Raw genomic sequence first — 16,142 nt, forward strand, 5'->3', positions numbered from 1 at the left:
CTGACTGCGGGGCGCACTTTACAAGCCTTTTCCTTACAGTTCAACGCCCTAGTGAAAAAAAAGGCCTCGCAATGCGAGGCCTCCTCTATAAACCCACCGATCAGCGATCAGGCGAAGACGATTTCGTCGTCCTGCACCGAGGCGGTAACCGTAGCTCCCGGCAGGAAACCGCCGGAGAGGATCAACTGCGCCAACGGGTTCTCGATCCAGCGCTGGATGGCCCGTTTCAGCGGTCGTGCGCCATACACCGGGTCGTAACCCACAGCGATCAGCTTGTCCAAGGCCTCGTCGCTCAGTTCCAGGCTCAGCTCGCGCTCCGCCAGGCGACTGCGCAGGCGACCCAACTGGATCTGCGTGATGCCGGCGATCTGATCCCGTGCCAGAGGCTCGAAGATCACCACTTCGTCGACCCGGTTGATGAACTCCGGCCGGAAGTGGGTGGACACCGCGTCCATCACCGCCGCACGTTGTGCCTCGCGATCCCCTACCAGCTCCTGGATCTGCGCCGACCCCAGGTTGGAGGTCATGACGATCACCGTATTGCGAAAATCCACGGTACGCCCGTGGCTGTCCGTCAGACGGCCATCTTCCAGGACCTGCAGCAGGATGTTGAACACATCCGGGTGCGCCTTCTCGACTTCGTCCAGAAGAATCACCGAGTACGGCTTGCGACGCACGGCTTCGGTCAGGTAACCGCCCTCTTCATAACCGACATAGCCTGGTGGCGCACCGATCAGGCGAGCCACGGAATGTTTCTCCATGAACTCGGACATGTCGATCCGCACCATGGCCTCTTCGGTATCGAAGAGGAATTCCGCCAGGGCCTTGCACAGTTCGGTCTTACCCACGCCGGTCGGGCCGAGGAACATGAACGAACCGCTGGGCCGGTTCGGGTCGGACAACCCGGCTCGGGAACGGCGCACAGCGTTGGCCACCGCCACCACGGCTTCGTTCTGGCCAATCACCCGCTCGTGCAGCAGGCTTTCCATCTTCAGCAGCTTGTCGCGCTCGCCTTCAAGCATTTTCGACACTGGAATGCCGGTCCACTTGGACACCACTTCGGCAATCTCTTCCTCGGTAACCTTGCTGCGCAGCAACTGGTTCTCGCTGTGGCCGTGCTGATCGACCATCTGCAGGCTGCGCTCCAGGTCCGGAATCACCCCGTACTGCAGCTCGGCCATGCGATTGAGATCGCCTTTACGACGCGCCGCTTCCAGTTCCTGGCGCGACTGCTCGATCTTCTGCTGGATCTGCGCAGAACCCTGTACTTCGGCTTTCTCCGAGGTCCAGACTTCTTCCAGGTCAGCGTATTCACGCTCCAGGCGGACAATCTCTTCCTGGAGTTTTTCCAGGCGCTTGATCGCGGCCTCGTCGTCTTCTTTCTTCAGGGCCTGGGATTCAACCTTGAGCTGAATCAGGCGCCGCTCCAGACGGTCCAGCACTTCCGGCTTGGAGTCGATCTCCATGCGGATGCGGCTGGCGGCCTCGTCGATCAGGTCGATGGCCTTGTCCGGCAGTTGCCGGTCAGTGATGTAACGATGGCTGAGCTTGGCCGCGGCAATGATCGCGCCGTCGGTGATCGCCACCTTGTGGTGCACCTCATAGCGCTCTTTCAGGCCGCGCAGGATAGCAATGGTGTCTTCCTCGCTCGGCTCATCCACCAACACTTTCTGGAAGCGCCGCTCGAGGGCTGCGTCCTTCTCTATATATTGGCGGTATTCGTTGAGCGTGGTGGCGCCCACGCAGTGCAGCTCGCCACGGGCCAGGGCCGGCTTGAGCATATTGCCCGCATCCATCGAGCCTTCGCCTTTACCAGCGCCGACCATGGTGTGCAGCTCATCGATGAACAGGATGATCTGCCCTTCCTGCTTCGACAGTTCATTAAGCAAAGACTTCAGGCGTTCTTCGAACTCGCCACGGTATTTGGCACCGGCGATCAAGGCGCCCATGTCCAGGGACAGCAAGCGCTTGCCTTTGAGGCCATCGGGCACTTCGCCGTTGATGATCCGCTGGGCCAGGCCTTCGGCGATGGCGGTCTTACCCACGCCTGGTTCACCAATCAACACCGGGTTGTTCTTGGTCCGGCGTTGCAGCACCTGGATGGTCCGGCGAATTTCGTCGTCACGGCCGATTACCGGATCAAGCTTGCCGTCTTCGGCGCGCTTGGTCAGGTCGACGGTGTACTTGTCCAGGGCCTGGCGCGACTCTTCGACGTTGGCGTCATTCACCGCCTCACCGCCACGCAGGTTGTTGATGGCGTTCTCCAGGGCTTTCTTGCTCACGCCCTGGCCCAGCAACAATTTGCCGAGTTTGCTGTTCTCATCCATGGCGGCCAGCAGCACCAGCTCGCTGGAGATGAACTGGTCGCCTTTCTGCTGCGCCAGGCGGTCGGCCTGGTTGAGCAGGCGCGCCAGATCCTGGGACATGTTGACGTCGCCAGTGGGGTTCTGGATTTTCGGCAGCTGGTCGAGCTCTTTGCTCAGTTCCTTGCGCAGGCTGTTGACGTCGAAGCCCACCTGCATCAGCAGAGGCTTGATCGAGCCGCCCTGCTGTTCCAGCAGCGCCTGCATCAGGTGCGCCGGTTCAATGGCCGGATGATCGAGGCCAACCGCCAGAGATTGAGAATCGGATAAGGCCAGCTGCAATTTGCTGGTTAATCGGTCTATACGCATTAGTCACCTTCCTTTTGAGCAGGCCGGAGCGATGGACACACCTAAATAGAGAAACCTGCCAGATGTTTCACTAGATGCGGTCGATTCTGGGAGATTCAAGCGTCAGCAGCTTGACACAAGTCAGATTAGTCTAGCGCTCAAGCCAGATAAGGGAGGCAAAACGCCCGGTGCGCGGGCTGCGCCGGTAGGAAAAGAAGCGGGGATCGCTGACGGTGCAATAGCCGCCACCGTACACGGCAGTCACACCACAGGCAGCCAGTCGCAGGCGCGCCAGCTGATAGATATCGGCCATGAAGCGCCCGGCATTGGCGCTCGGCACAAAGGCCTGCTCGGCTGCCGGCAACTGGGCGACGAAGGCTTCACGCACCTCGGGCCCCACTTCAAAGCGCTGCGGGCCAATGGCCGGCCCCAGCCACACCAGCACCTCGGCGCAGGGCGTATGCAGGCTGTCGAGGGTGGCTTCCAGCACTCCCGCCGCCAACCCGCGCCAGCCGGCATGGGCCGCGGCGACTCGGGTTCCGGCATGGTTGCAGAACAGTGCCGGCAGGCAGTCGGCCGTCATCACCGCACAGGCAACGCCCGGGGTGGCGGACCAACTGGCGTCCGCGGTCGCGACCATGGAAGGGTCGGCGTGGGCCACGGCCACCCCGTGCACCTGTTGCAGCCAGGCCGGGGCGATGCCGAAGTGTTCGCTCAGGCGACGGCGATTCTCGGCCACTGCTTGCGGCTGATCGTCGACATGGTCGCCCAGGTTGAGGCTGTCGAACGGCGTCAGGCTGACGCCGCCAGCGCGGGTGGTAGTACAGGCTTTGACTCCGGCCGGCGCGGGCCAGTCGGGAATCAGCCAGTCATTCATCCGATGAACGCCTCACGGTCCTGCTTGAGCAGCGACAGCAGCCAGACGAAATCGTCCGGCAGCGGCGATTCCCAGCTCATGCGGATACCGGTGGTCGGATGATCCAGCTCCAGGAAGCGTGCATGCAGGGCCTGGCGCGGGAAGTTCTTCAGCGAGTCGACCATGGTCTGGCTCGCCGCCGGCGGAATGCGGAAGCGGCCGCCGTAGGCTGGATCCCCCACCAGCGGGAAGTTGATGTGGGCCATGTGCACCCGGATCTGGTGGGTACGACCGGTTTCCAGCTTGACCCGCACATGGGTGTGGGAACGGAAACGTTCCAGGACCCGGTAGTGGCTGACGGCCTGCTTGCCGCCTTCCATCACCGCCATGCGCTGGCGCTGCTGGCCATGACGGCCGATCGGAGCGTTGATCTTGCCCCCGGCGGTTACCACGCCGATCACGATGCATTCATAGATGCGGCTGACACTGCGGCTTTGCAGCTGGGCCACCAGTTGGGTCTGCGCCTGGATGGTCTTGGCCACCACCATCAGTCCTGTGGTGTCCTTGTCCAGGCGGTGGACGATACCGGCCCGCGGCACATTGATAATGTCCGGGATGTGATGCAGCAGGGCATTGAGCAGGGTGCCGTCGGCATGGCCGGCAGCCGGGTGCACCACCAGGCCCGCAGGCTTGTTGATCACCAGGATGTCGTCATCTTCATAGACGATGTCCAGCTCGATATCCTGGGCGATCCACTCGCCCTGGGCCTCCTGCTCGGCAGTCAGCTCAAGAATGGAGCCGCCGTGCACGATGTCCCGCGGGCGGATGACCGCTCCGTCCACAGTCAGGCGACCGTCCTTGATCCAGGCGGAAAGGCGCGAGCGCGAATGCTCAGCGAATAGTTGGGCGGCGACTTGATCGAGGCGTTGACCGCCCAGTTCGGACGGCACCTCTGCGCGAAGTTCAATTTTATCGGACATGCTCGGACTGGGCGTCGGCACAGCCTTTGGTTTCGGCTGCGCGCTTGTGGTTAAATACGGCGTCTTTTGCCCCGAGGCTTTCAACGGGGCGCTCATCATAACAGGACGGCCCCGCCCAAGACAGCGGCCGTCATAGGGACGCAAGCCGCCATGCAAGTGAAACACCTGCTGCTGATCGCCATCCTCGCACTGACCGCTGCTTGCTCATCGAAGGAAGTCGTTGACGAAAACCTGAGCGAAGTCGAGTTGTACCAGCAGGCGCAGACCGACCTGGACAACCACAGCTATACCAGCGCCACCGCCAAGCTCAAGGCCCTGGAATCGCGCTATCCCTTTGGTCGCTACGCCGATCAGGCACAGCTCGAGCTGATCTACGCCAACTACAAGAATGCCGAGCCGGAGGCCGCCAAGTCCGCCGCCGAGCGCTTCATTCGCCTGCACCCCCAGCACCCGAACGTGGACTACGCCTACTACCTCAAGGGCCTGACCTCGTTCGACCAGGACGTCGGCCTGCTGGCGCGCTTCCTGCCGCTGGACATGACCAAGCGTGACCCGGGTGCCGCCCGCGACTCCTACAACGAGTTCGCCCAGCTGACCAGCCGCTTCCCCAACAGCCGCTACGCGCCGGACGCCAAGCAGCGCATGATCTACCTGCGCAACCTGCTGGCTGCCTACGAGATCCACGTAGCCGACTATTACCTGACACGCCAGGCCTATGTCGCCGCCGCCAACCGTGGCCGCTACGTAGTGGAGAACTTCCAGGAAACCCCATCGGTCGGCGACGGCCTGGCGGTGATGACCGAGGCCTACCAGCGCCTGCACCTGGATGAACTGGCTGCCACCAGCCTGGAAACTCTCAAGCTCAACTACCCCAACCACCCTAGCCTGGTGGACGGTCAGTTCGTGCCACGCGTGGCTGAAGCCGACAACCGTTCGTGGCTGAGCAAGGCCACCCTGGGCCTGATCGAGTCCCGTCCTCCGCTGCCGCCGGGAGAAACCCGCGCCAACCAGGACGTGATGAAGCAGTACCAGGATGCCAAGGACGCCATTCCGTCCGAGCTCAAGCCTAAAGACAGCAACGGCGACGTGGTCGAGGAAGAAGAGCACGAGGCTGCCGGCAACAACAATAGCGACCGCTCCTGGTTCAGCTACATGACCTTCGGCGTGTTCGACTGATCACCCCGCAGGCCGGAAAGGGAGACTTGAAGTCTCCCTTTTTTATGCCCGCACACTGATGGGCCTGTGCGCCCGTCGGGCGCTTGGCTAAACTGCCCCCTCCCCCTTCAAAAAGCTGGTTGCCATGGTTCGTCTACTGTTCTGGATCGCTCTGATTGCCGCCGCGGTATGGTTCTGGCGCAAGTTCAAGCGTCCTGTCGCCGCCCCTCGCTCCCCCAATGAACCGGCCACTACGCCCATGGTGCGTTGCGCCCATTGCGGCGTGCACCTGCCCCAGGACCGGGCCCTGAGCCAGTCGCAACAGTGGTACTGCAGCCAGGCACACCTGCAACAAGGGCCGGGAAACCAGGACCGCTGAGCCCCCAGGCCCACTGCGGATACCCGAGGCAAGGAACTCGGGGGCGAAAAATGGCGTCTGACACGGACTATTCCAGGCCTTGGTCAGCGCATGAACCGGCTCGTCGCCCCCTTCCTCCCTCGCCTCTCCCAGGCTTCGAACCTCTACCCAGGAACGGGAAGGCCCAAGTGCCAACCCCGGCCGAACAATTGGCGACAAAATAGCCTGTTGGCGCCCACTCGCCGTTTCGCTCTCGGGCAGAGCGCTGTAGCCCCCCATCCATGGGCACCACAACGTCCCGACGACGCGCACCTTCAGGATGCCCGGCAGGATGACCAGTGGCCCATCCCCTGCGCCGCTACCCCGTCGGGCCTAGACTTGAGTTCACGCCCATCGGGCGAGCACTGTCGCCCGCTCCTCACTCACGGATGAAAACTGCAGCCGCCATGAACCCACGGCAATCGGTGCTGGTGGTCGATGACGCCACGGAAACCCGCGCCCTTGTGGAGATCACTCTGGGCCGAATGCGCTTGCACACCCAAAGTGCGCGCACCCTGCAGGAAGCCCGTGGCCGCCTGGCCCGGGAGCGCTTTGACCTGTGCCTGACCGACCTGCAGCTACCGGACGGCAGCGGGCTGGAGCTGCTGCGGCACATCCGCCAGTCCCACCCCAACCTTCCTGTGGCGCTGCTAAGCAACGGCGCCTGTGCACAGGCCAGCGCGGGCGCCCTGCAGGCCGGAGCCTGCCAGTTGCTGCACAAGCCTCTGGACCTCAAGCAACTGCGCGCTTGGGTAGGTGCCAGCCTGAAGCAGGCCACGGACTGCGCAACGGATGACCCAGCCCGGCAATTGCTGGGAGACTCGGCGCCCATGAATGCCCTGCGTCGCCACATCGACAAGCTGGCCCACAGCCTGGCGGCGGTCTATATCAGCGGTGAATCCGGCAGTGGCAAGGAACGGGTCGCCCGCCTGCTCCACCAGCTTGGCCCCAGGGCCCGATACCCGTTCGTCCCGGTCAACTGCGGGGCGATTCCTTCCGAATTGATGGAGAGTGAACTCTTCGGCCATTGCAAAGGCAGCTTCAGTGGCGCCGTCAGCGATCAGCCCGGGTTATTTCTAGCCGCCCACGGCGGCACCCTGTTTCTTGATGAGGTCGCCGACCTGCCCCTGGCCATGCAAGTAAAACTGCTGCGAGCCTTGCAGGAAAAATCCGTGCGCCCTGTAGGCAGCCAACAGGAAAAAACCGTCGACGTGCGGATTCTCTGTGCCACCCACAAGGACCTGAAAAACGAGGTAGAGACCGGACGCTTTCGCCAGGACCTCTACTACCGCCTGAACGTCATCGAGTTGCGAGTCCCTGCGTTGCGCGAGCGCCGTGGCGACATCCCCGCACTGGCCGGGCACGTCCTGCAGCGCCTGGCCAGGGACAGCGGACAGCCTGCCGTCCAGCTACGTCCCGAAGCCCTGCAAGCCCTGGAGCGCTATGACTTTCCGGGCAACGTGCGAGAGCTGGAAAACCTGCTGGAACGGGCGCAGACCCTATGCGAAGGACGCTGGATAGAAACAGACGACCTGCAGTTGCCCAGAGCCGACAGCCTTGAAGCCCGATCATCGGCGGCGGCCACCCAGCTAGACCTGGCGCTGCACCTGCAACAGGTGGAGCGCCAGCTGCTGCTCCAGGCCCTGGAGGAAACCCGCTGGAACCGCACGGCGGCGGCCCGGCGGCTGAGCCTGTCGTTTCGTTCGATGCGTTACCGCATGAAGAAGCTCGGGCTGGACTAGATCCGACCTTCAGGCGCATAAGGCGCCGGGTCGATGATCGGCGGGTTCCCCAGCAGCAGGTCGCAGAACAGCTGGCAGGAGGCCGGCGCCAACACCAGGCCATTGCGGTAGTGCCCGCAGTTGAGCCACAGGCCAGCAAAGCCCGGAACCGGCCCCACGTAGGGAATGCCTTCCGGAGAGCCCGGGCGCAGCCCGGCCCAGTGCCCGACCACCTCGGCCTCGGCGAGGGCGGGAATCAGCTCGACCGCGGAGGCCTTGAGGCTCTCCAGGGCCGAAACGGTCGGGGTCTTGTCGAAGCCTTCATGCTCCAGGGTGCTGCCCACCAGAATGTGGCCATCGCGCCGCGGGATGGCATAGCGCCCCTTGGCCAGGACCATGCAGGACAGAAAGTCGGCAGCACACTTGTAGAGGATCATCTGCCCCTTCACCGGCTCCACCGGCAGTTCCAGGCCCAGGCTGCCCAGCAGTTCGCCACTCCAGGCCCCCGCGCAGAGCACCACCTGATCAGCGCGAACCTCGCCCAGCGAGCTATCGACCCCCACCACTTGCTGGCCTTCGCGGATAAAACCACTGACGGTGCATTGCTCATCGATTTGCACATTAGGCAACGCCTGTAACGCCGCCTTCAGGGATTTGACCAGGCGCGGGTTGCGCACGTTGGCCACATCGGCCATGTAGATCGCCTGTTGATAACCATTGCCCAGCACCGGCACCGCGTCATACACCGCCGAGATATCCACAGCACTCATCGGCCGGCCTTCACGCTTGGCCCACTCCAGGGCCTGGGCTTCATCCTCCAGGTCCAGCCAGTAGAGGCCGGTGACATGCACTTGCGGGTCGACACCGGTGGCATTGAACAGTTGCTGGGCCAGTTGTGGGTAGAAATCCTGCGACCAGTGCGCCAGGGCAGTGACCGCCGGGCTGTAGCGCCAGGGGTAAAGCGGCGAGACGATCCCACCACCGGCCCAGGACGATTCACGCCCCAGGTCCGAACGTTCCAGAAGCCGTACCTGCTGGCCCTGGGACGCCAGATTGAAGGCGGTGAGCAGGCCGATCACCCCGCCGCCCACCACCAGCACTTGCTGTTGCTTAGCCATAGTCCGATCCAATCATGAGAAAGACAGTGGGCGCCGCGGCCCGAATCAGGTGCTCAGCGCCCCCAGCAATCCTTGGCGGTCAGCCCTTCGGCCTGGCCGCTGATGCGGGTCGCGCCGGTCTGGTCGATGCTGAAACTGCCGCATTTATCCGCCGCCATCAGCCCATCGTCCTTCGGGGTCGCGGTCAGGGAGAAGCCGGTGTCGGTCAGGGTTGCGGCAATGCTGTAGTACTCATTGCCGGCGCTCAGGTCCGGGGCGTTGCTGTAGACCCCAGCCTTGGAGAAATGCCGTTCAAGCTGCTGCGCCTGCTCGGTAAGCAGTACCGCGATTTCGCTGCGGTGCGGTTTTTTCACGTATTCGGTGATGCTGGGAAGGCTCAACGTAAGGACCAGACCGATGATCGCAATCACGATCATGATTTCGATCAGGGTAAAACCTTGGTTGGATCTGCGCATGGTCAAGAATCTCGCTTACTGGATTTGTCGCCACAGGATGCGCCGGCTGCCACCGCCGGGCCTTTCCACCAGGGTGCTGATGCCACCCCTGGAGTCACTGATGATCTTGCGGGCGCCATTGCTGGCAACTCCGCCAAGGCTGGGCACGGTGCCGACGTAGCGCACGCCGCTGGAGGGCTGGTCCTGGTCATCCACGACCCCGTCGCCATTGGTGTCGAGCACCGCAGCGTCGAGCATCTTACCGCTGAACGCCTCCAGCTCGATCAATTTCCCACTGCCGGCACTCGAACAAGGGTCGTCGGGCTCCAGTTGCAGGGTGCTGAACACCACCCTGCCGGCCACCAGGGTCGCCTCGTTGAGCACCCGCTCGCCGGCTGCCAGGCCACCTTGTACCAGGGGCAGGTACCAGCCGCGCTGCGCCGGATAACGCACCTCGTTGAGGGTGCTGCGCAGGAAACTGCCGGCCGCCGCGCTGAACCCGGCCTCAAGGTGCTGCACCTGCAACTGACTTTCGCCAATGCCCCCAGGACCGCCCTCGGCGTCCCACACGCCATAGAATCCCTGGCGCGCCCGGCTTTGCTTGTCCCGGGTCTCGTTGAGCTTGCCCGTACCGAACAGCACCAATTGGCCACCACGGGGATGATCGAGCAGGCGCGGCGGTGCGCTGATCGGCTGGCTGGCGCCTCCCGCGGTGCGGAACAAGGGCTGCCCGGCAAATGCCAGATGCCAGCTGGCGCTATCGTTGCCGGACAGCTCGAATTTCCACAGTCGCCCCTTGAGGTCGCCCGCATAGGCCGCCTGCACTTCATTGCGTGCATTGACCTTGAGGGTGACGGACGACAGGCCATTGTCAGGCTGGTCGTCAATGGCGATCTCGCGAATCAGCGAGCCATCATTCAGGTCCACCACATACAGCGCTGCCACCCCGGAATGGCTGCCGTAGCCATTGCCGATGAAGGCCGCCCAGCGACCATCGGCCAAGCGCGCTACCTGTGGGCGGGCATAGGCATACCCCAGGTCATTGAAAGGATGATTGCGGTCCGGCTCGGGAGGAGCGCCGATTTCCCACAAGGCGCCAGGCGTATTGCCGTGCACGGCGTCGAACAGACGCACCGCAAAGAAACTCTTGCCGCCCGCCCCGACGCCCCCCAGGGCCAGGGTTTGCCAGGCACCGCCCCGCTGCCCATCGAACACCGCCAGGGGACCATCCACCAGATAGCGATGGCGCTCGCCCCGCCGATAACCGGGATCGGCGACCTGCGCCAGGGCGCCCAACGCGCTGGAGGGCATGTAGCCATAGAGGCGCTCACCGCTGGCCGGGTCCAGCACATTGAACAACCCGTCATTGCTGTTCACCAACAAGCGCGTCGCCATGGCCGTGGCTTTCTGTGCCAGGTAGCGGCTGTAGTCGCCCCCGGCAGCCCCATCGACAGCACTGCGCTGCCCGGCAGTTGCCAGCACCAGCGGCGAATTGACGATATCTCCCAACTGATAGCGGCGCTCCCTGAGCCCGCTCACGGAGCGGCCCTGGCTCCAGCGCAGTAACTCGGCGCCACTGACACCTGCAGGCAACGACTGCTCAAGTTCGCCACGCTGAGCGGTGGACAAGTTGCCGTAGGCCAGGCTCACCGGACGCCGGCTGGCAGTGTTCCAGGTCTCATGGATTACCGCCGCGCCGGCACCATCCACGCCACTATCGCTGCTCCACAACGGCGAACCGACAGCCACTCGGCCCTGATTGTCGATGCCGTAGGCGCGGATCGTGCCATGCCAATCGACCGGGTCGTACTGGCTCTGGTAATAACGACCACTGGCGGCATCCAGTACACCACTGCCGGCAGTCACGGCACTGGCTACGCCTTCGCCCAGAACGCTTGCCAGCACGCGTTCAAGGTTGCTGCGGGCCTGGAAATACTCACCCTGGCCGTAGTCCGCAGCGCCCATCAGCAGAGGATTGTGGGCCTGGAAACCCACCGTGAAGGTATTCAGGTACTGACGGGGGAAATCCACCGCCGCCCAGCTTTTACCGGCCTCATCCACTCCTGGGCCACGCAAGTCGATATCGAAGGCGAACTTGGCCAGGTCATCGAGGAACAGGGTCTGCCCATCGCGCTCGCCACCATCGTTGCCGATCCCGTCCCAGTTGGGCAGGCGCCCCGCCCCCAAAGGGTCGTTGAGCGGGAACTGAGTATCGTGATCCGCCGCGCCGGCACTGATCACCACCCCGTAGTTCTTCTGGCAACGGTATTGAATGGGGCTGCTGTAGAGCGCCGGTGAAAGGTTGTAGTACGGCACCATGCCGCGCAGGTAGCGGGTGATCTCGTAGTAGGTTTCCGCCAACGGCGTATGACCGCCGGCCTTGAGGCCGTTGATTGTCGCCAGCAGGGCCTGGTAATTGGCCTCGGCCTGGACCGGGCTCACAGCGCCTTCAATGGCCGACAGGTCGCTGATGGGACGGGCAATGTAACCCCCAGGGCCCGGATCACCCGGGGCCGGCGGGTTGAAGGTGGCCAACCCCAGGCGCAGCCAGCGATACCGGGTCACCAGGGCCGTGGCCAGCCGCCGAGCCACATTCATCCGGTAGTCGTTGGGAATGGAACCGTCAGTGAAGTCTCGCTCCCGTCCCTTGGCCTGCGCCAGTAGCCAGGACAGGTAGTCCGCGGAGTACAGCGTATTTCCCGCCCCAACCGGGTCCGGCAGCTTCAGGCAGCGCACCCCACGCTCGGGATCATGGAAGCTGTGAAAGCCTGCCCGGCACCCCGACTCGCCGAGGCTGGACAAGGCAATCGCCTGGCCTGCAAGTCGCTCACCCCGAGCACACTCGCCCCCCACTCCGGCACAGCGCCAGACCGCAGCCCGGGCGAGCAGCGGATCGAACTCCCGGGCATGGACAATGCTGTTCATGCCGAGGGAGTCATCCAGCACCAGCATCACGTTCGGCGCCACCGCCGCGGCACCAAGAAGCGGGGTGCTGGCAGGATTGAACGCCATGGCTAGAGGTACCGGCAACAGGCTCAGCAGCAGCGCGCCCAGGCTTCGCCAGCCGCGCCGACGCATGCCCCGATCAATACTTGGCATAGATGCTCTCCAGCACACTGCGCGATTGCCCGGCCAGACCGACAGCGGTCACGCGATACAAGGTGGCCGGAGTATTGCTCGGCACATTCACCGCATCCTGTGAAACACCGAGGTTCTGCACCCCGTAGAAGCCAGAGCCGCTGGCGATCCACAGCACCGCCGAAGCAGCATTGACTCCAGGAGCCTTGACCAGCGCTGATTCGGCGGGAGGCGCGCACTGAACAGGGCTGGCACATACCGGCAAGCGGAAATCATCCTGCTGCACCGCACTCTCCCCCACCCGCAGCGCAGCTTCGGCGGCCTGGAATGCGTGGTTGTGCAGAGTCAGGCTGGCGGCCATTTTTTCCTGCAGGGTAGCGTTCTGCAGCGACGAGAGCCCGATCAGGGTCAGCAGCAACAGGAAAACCAGGCTGACCAGCAACGCCATGCCCCGCTGCCCGAGAGGAACCCGACCTCGCAAGCGCGTCATCAGGGCAACCTGTTGCGCAGGGCCGCGACCACGCTATAGGTCTGCGGGCGCACGCGGTCATGGGGGTCGACCAGGGTCAGGCGCAAGCGCACACTGCGGATCCGTTCCGGGTCCAACGGGTTGCGACTGTAGCTGGAGGCGGCAATGTCTGTGGCCGAACGGGCCATGCCGAAACTCACATCAAAGGCTTCGACGTTGTCCAGCAGCACCGCTTGCTGCTTGCCAAGGCCACTGCCCAGCAGCAACTGGCGATTCTTCAGGCTGTAGAACAGCCGGCGCAGGGCGAACACCTGCTCAGCGCCGGCCCCTCGATGAGCGCCTGAATAGGCTACGGCGCTGCGCTGGCAGTCGCTGACCACGCTCCAGGTCGGCGTACCGCCATCGTCCCCGACATCGGCGGTGATCAGGGTCAGTTTCTGCTCGGCGTTGTCCCATTGGATCGGTGTCGCCGCATAGTGCGAGAACTCCCGTGCCGTGCTGGCATCACTGATGGTCCGCAGGCAACCGAACAGCCCCACCATGCGGATTTCCTGAAGCATCTTGCTCAGGACAAAGCGAGCATCCTCCTGCAGGTAGGCGGCAGCGCTCTGACTCTGGTAGGTGTTCTTCGCCGCAATGAATACCTGGGCCACCCCCAGTACCAGCACCAGGCTCAAGGCCAGTGCCAGCATCATCTCCACCAGGCCGAAGCCACTATCGGCCCGGTTCACGGCAAGCCTCCCGGTTGCGCTGCAACCCGGCTGCTGAGCTCCAGGCTACGCAGGCTGCCCTCCCGGCCTTCGGCACGGGAGTCGTCCCAGGTGATGCGAATGGTGTAGACATGCTGCTTGACGCTGATGCTGCCCTTGCCGCTGGGGCCGGCGAAGCTCGCGATATTGGCGGCGAAGTCGTACAGGTCCTGATCCCGCACATTGCCCGGGTTGCCCTCGGCCGGTATCGCCACGCTGTAGTCGGCGGCGGCGTTGGCGCGGATCCGGTCGAGCATGTCATAGGCAATAAAGCTGGCCTGGGTGGTCATCCGTGAGCTGTCGGTGTACTGCAGCGCCTTGATCTGCACCGCCGCCGCACCCAGCAGGCCCACCGCCAGTATCAACAGCGCCACCAGCACCTCGATCAGGGTCATGCCATCCTGTGCATCCCGCACGTTCATCCGCAGTTCTCCGCTGCTATCACCCGCCCATTGAGACAGACACTGATCACCCGCCGCTGCTGGTCCAGTCCATAGACGATGTGCAGCGCATCACTGGCCGCCAAGCCGCCGAGGCGATTGAAATCGATGCTGTGGTCATCTGAGGTTAGCGTCAGGGTGGCCCCCGGACTGATGGCTGGAACAACCCGCAATACATTGCCTCCGGGGTCCTGCCCCGCATACACCATTAATTCGCCGTTCCAGGGAGCGTCCTTGGCAGCCGGGCGAATCCCGACCCTCTGGCGGCGATTGATCGCTTCCAACCGTGCGTAAGCCAGGGCCTGGTGTAGTTGATTGATCTCGGTGTCGGCACGCACTCGCTGCACGGTGGTGCGATAGGCTGGCACCACCAGGCCCAGAAGAAGGGCCGCGATCGCCAGGGCGACGAGCAATTCCAGCAAGGTGAAACCCTTTGTATGCAAATTCATGGCCGGCCTTGGAAGTGTCATCGGCTATAACAGGCAAGCGCCCGGACCCTCCATAGACCGGCGCTTTGGCCATTTGCTCAATGAACACGCACGGATTGCGTGAAACCGTCGTCCCCAGGGAGGGAGACCCCATGCATGAGAAAGGCTTCAGCCTGATTGAACTGCTGACCACACTGGTTCTGCTGGCCCTGCTGCTGCCGCTTTCCGGTAGCGCCATGAGTGAGCTGCTGCGCTCCAATCGCCAGCAGGACGCCGCGCAGATGCTCGCCAGTGGCCTGCGCAACGCCCGGGCGGCAGCGATCCTGCACCAGCGCACGGTCTTGATCCATGGGCTGGAGGACGACTGGAGCCGGGGCTGGAGGATCATCCTGGATATCAGCGGCAAGGGCGCCCAGGACGCACGCAACCCGCAACTGATCGAGCGCCAAGGCAGTGGGCAGGTATTGATCGTGGGCAATCGCCCGGTGCAGCACTTCGTGCGCTTCAGTGCCCTGGGCCATCCGCTGCTGCCCAGTGGCGCCTTCCAGGCCGGAACACTCCATGTCTGCCAGGCAGGCCAGGAGTACAGCCGCCATCAAGTGGTGCTGTCACGTAGCGGGAGGGTCAGCCTGCGCAGGGAAAACGCCGAGCAGGCCTTGTGTGCAGGCGTCGGCTGATCAGAGCAGCGAGCGAACCCGCAGCTCTTTGGGCATGGAGAAGGTGATGTTTTCTTCGCGGCCGGCCAGCTCATCGGCGCCGGTGGCACCCCAGGCCTGCAGTTGCTGGATCACGCCACGCACCAGCACTTCCGGGGCCGAGGCGCCGGCGGTAATGCCGATGCGCTCCACTCCATCGAACCAGCTGCGCTGCAGGTCTTCGGCACCGTCGATCAGGTAGGCCGGGGTGGCCATGCGTTCGGCCAGCTCGCGCAGGCGGTTGGAGTTGGAGCTGTTGGGGCTGCCGACCACCAGCACCACGTCGCATTCGTCGGCCAGTTGCTTGACCGCGTCCTGACGGTTCTGCGTGGCGTAGCAGATGTCGTCCTTGCGTGGCCCGCCGATGGCCGGAAAGCGCGTGCGCAAGGCATCGATCACCCGGCTGGTGTCATCCATGGACAAGGTGGTCTGGGTCACGAATGCCAGGCGCTCGGGGTTGCGCACCTGCAATTCGGCCACATCCTTTTCGTCTTCCACCAGGTAGATGGCGCCGCCATTGCTGGCGTCGTATTGGCCCATGGTGCCTTCGACCTCGGGGTGGCCGGCGTGGCCGATCAGGATGCATTCACGGCCGTCGCGGCTGTAGCGCGCCACTTCGATATGCACCTTGGTCACCAGCGGGCAGGTGGCGTCGAACACTTTGAGGCCACGACCTGCAGCCTCGCTGCGCACCGCCTGGGAAACACCGTGGGCGCTGAAGATGACGATGACATCATCCGGCACCTGGTCCAGCTCTTCGACGAAGATCGCTCCACGATTGCGCAGGTCTTCGACGACAAATTTGTTGTGCACCACTTCATGCCGGACGTAGATCGGCGGCCCGAAGACTTCCAGGGCGCGATTGACGATTTCGATCGCCCGGTCCACGCCGGCGCAGAAGCCACGGGGGTTGGCGAGTTTGATTTGCATGCTGTGCCTCGTGTCTTGCGCGCAAGAAGTTAGATCGTTGT

15 protein-coding genes are annotated in these 16,142 nt (G+C 63.6%); 4 read left to right on the top strand and 11 right to left on the bottom strand.

Annotation, left to right across the window (positions count from 1 at the left end; genetic code table 11):
• Positions 1-107 precede the first annotated feature (107 nt).
• From clpB to rluD, 3 genes are all read right to left on the bottom strand, one after another.
• Positions 108-2,672 (bottom strand): ATP-dependent chaperone ClpB, encoded by a 2,565-nt coding sequence (gene clpB / locus PFLCHA0_RS26310; protein WP_011063533.1) that lies wholly within the window; start codon positions 2,670-2,672, stop codon positions 108-110.
• A 130-nt stretch (positions 2,673-2,802) separates the two neighbouring features.
• A complete protein-coding gene (gene pgeF / locus PFLCHA0_RS26315) occupies positions 2,803-3,528 on the bottom strand; it encodes a peptidoglycan editing factor PgeF (protein ID WP_015637079.1) in 726 nt (241 codons plus the stop codon).
• Positions 3,525-4,487 carry a 23S rRNA pseudouridine(1911/1915/1917) synthase RluD gene (gene rluD, locus PFLCHA0_RS26320; RefSeq protein WP_011063535.1) on the bottom strand — a complete coding sequence of 321 codons (963 nt, stop codon included), beginning with the start codon at positions 4,485-4,487 and terminating at the stop codon, positions 3,525-3,527. Before rluD ends, pgeF begins: the two co-directional genes overlap by 4 nt.
• A gap of 150 nt (positions 4,488-4,637) precedes the next feature.
• Between rluD and PFLCHA0_RS26325 the strand changes: the two genes are divergently transcribed.
• From PFLCHA0_RS26325 to PFLCHA0_RS26335, 3 genes are all read left to right on the top strand, one after another.
• Positions 4,638-5,663, top strand: a complete 1,026-nt coding sequence (locus tag PFLCHA0_RS26325) for an outer membrane protein assembly factor BamD (RefSeq protein ID WP_011063536.1) — start codon at positions 4,638-4,640, stop codon at positions 5,661-5,663.
• A gap of 124 nt (positions 5,664-5,787) precedes the next feature.
• A complete protein-coding gene (locus PFLCHA0_RS26330) occupies positions 5,788-6,021 on the top strand; it encodes a PP0621 family protein (protein WP_015637081.1) in 234 nt (77 codons plus the stop codon).
• Positions 6,022-6,446: 425 nt separating this feature from the next.
• Entirely contained in the window at positions 6,447-7,781 is a 1,335-nt protein-coding gene (locus PFLCHA0_RS26335; protein ID WP_041752595.1) for a sigma-54-dependent transcriptional regulator, read from the top strand.
• Here the strand turns inward: PFLCHA0_RS26335 and thiO are convergent.
• The 7 genes from thiO to PFLCHA0_RS26370 are packed head-to-tail and all read right to left on the bottom strand — an operon-like array spanning position 7,778 to position 14,497.
• Positions 7,778-8,878: a glycine oxidase ThiO gene (thiO, locus tag PFLCHA0_RS26340; protein WP_015637083.1), complete on the bottom strand. Its 1,101-nt coding sequence runs from the start codon at positions 8,876-8,878 to the stop codon at positions 7,778-7,780. The genes PFLCHA0_RS26335 and thiO overlap by 4 nt on opposite strands.
• A gap of 53 nt (positions 8,879-8,931) precedes the next feature.
• Positions 8,932-9,333, bottom strand: coding sequence for a type IV pilin protein (locus tag PFLCHA0_RS26345; RefSeq protein WP_015637084.1), 402 nt, complete (start codon positions 9,331-9,333; stop codon positions 8,932-8,934).
• A gap of 15 nt (positions 9,334-9,348) precedes the next feature.
• Positions 9,349-12,411: a pilus assembly protein gene (locus PFLCHA0_RS26350; RefSeq protein ID WP_015637085.1), complete on the bottom strand. Its 3,063-nt coding sequence runs from the start codon at positions 12,409-12,411 to the stop codon at positions 9,349-9,351.
• Positions 12,398-12,880: a pilus assembly PilX family protein gene (locus tag PFLCHA0_RS26355; RefSeq protein WP_015637086.1), complete on the bottom strand. Its 483-nt coding sequence runs from the start codon at positions 12,878-12,880 to the stop codon at positions 12,398-12,400. Before PFLCHA0_RS26355 ends, PFLCHA0_RS26350 begins: the two co-directional genes overlap by 14 nt.
• Complete coding sequence (locus PFLCHA0_RS26360; RefSeq protein WP_015637087.1) at positions 12,880-13,590, bottom strand: PilW family protein; 711 nt, start codon at positions 13,588-13,590, stop codon at positions 12,880-12,882. Before PFLCHA0_RS26360 ends, PFLCHA0_RS26355 begins: the two co-directional genes overlap by 1 nt.
• The gene (gene pilV, locus PFLCHA0_RS26365; protein ID WP_015637088.1) at positions 13,587-14,030 is read right to left on the bottom strand and encodes a type IV pilus modification protein PilV; all 444 of its coding nucleotides are present in this window, start codon (positions 14,028-14,030) and stop codon (positions 13,587-13,589) included. Before pilV ends, PFLCHA0_RS26360 begins: the two co-directional genes overlap by 4 nt.
• Positions 14,027-14,497, bottom strand: coding sequence for a GspH/FimT family pseudopilin (locus tag PFLCHA0_RS26370; RefSeq protein WP_041120713.1), 471 nt, complete (start codon positions 14,495-14,497; stop codon positions 14,027-14,029). The genes pilV and PFLCHA0_RS26370 overlap by 4 nt, the downstream gene beginning before the upstream one ends.
• A gap of 131 nt (positions 14,498-14,628) precedes the next feature.
• On the opposite strand from PFLCHA0_RS26370, the gene PFLCHA0_RS26375 reads away from it, so the two are divergent.
• Positions 14,629-15,153 carry a GspH/FimT family protein gene (locus PFLCHA0_RS26375; RefSeq protein ID WP_015637090.1) on the top strand — a complete coding sequence of 175 codons (525 nt, stop codon included), beginning with the start codon at positions 14,629-14,631 and terminating at the stop codon, positions 15,151-15,153.
• Here PFLCHA0_RS26375 and ispH read toward each other — a convergent pair whose 3' ends face one another.
• A complete protein-coding gene (ispH, locus tag PFLCHA0_RS26380; RefSeq protein ID WP_011063546.1) occupies positions 15,154-16,101 on the bottom strand; it encodes a 4-hydroxy-3-methylbut-2-enyl diphosphate reductase in 948 nt (315 codons plus the stop codon).
• Between the last annotated feature and the right edge of the window lie 41 nt (positions 16,102-16,142).

The organism is Pseudomonas protegens CHA0 (assembly GCF_000397205.1).
In the GTDB taxonomy this organism is placed as follows: Bacteria; Pseudomonadota; Gammaproteobacteria; order Pseudomonadales; family Pseudomonadaceae; genus Aquipseudomonas; species Aquipseudomonas protegens.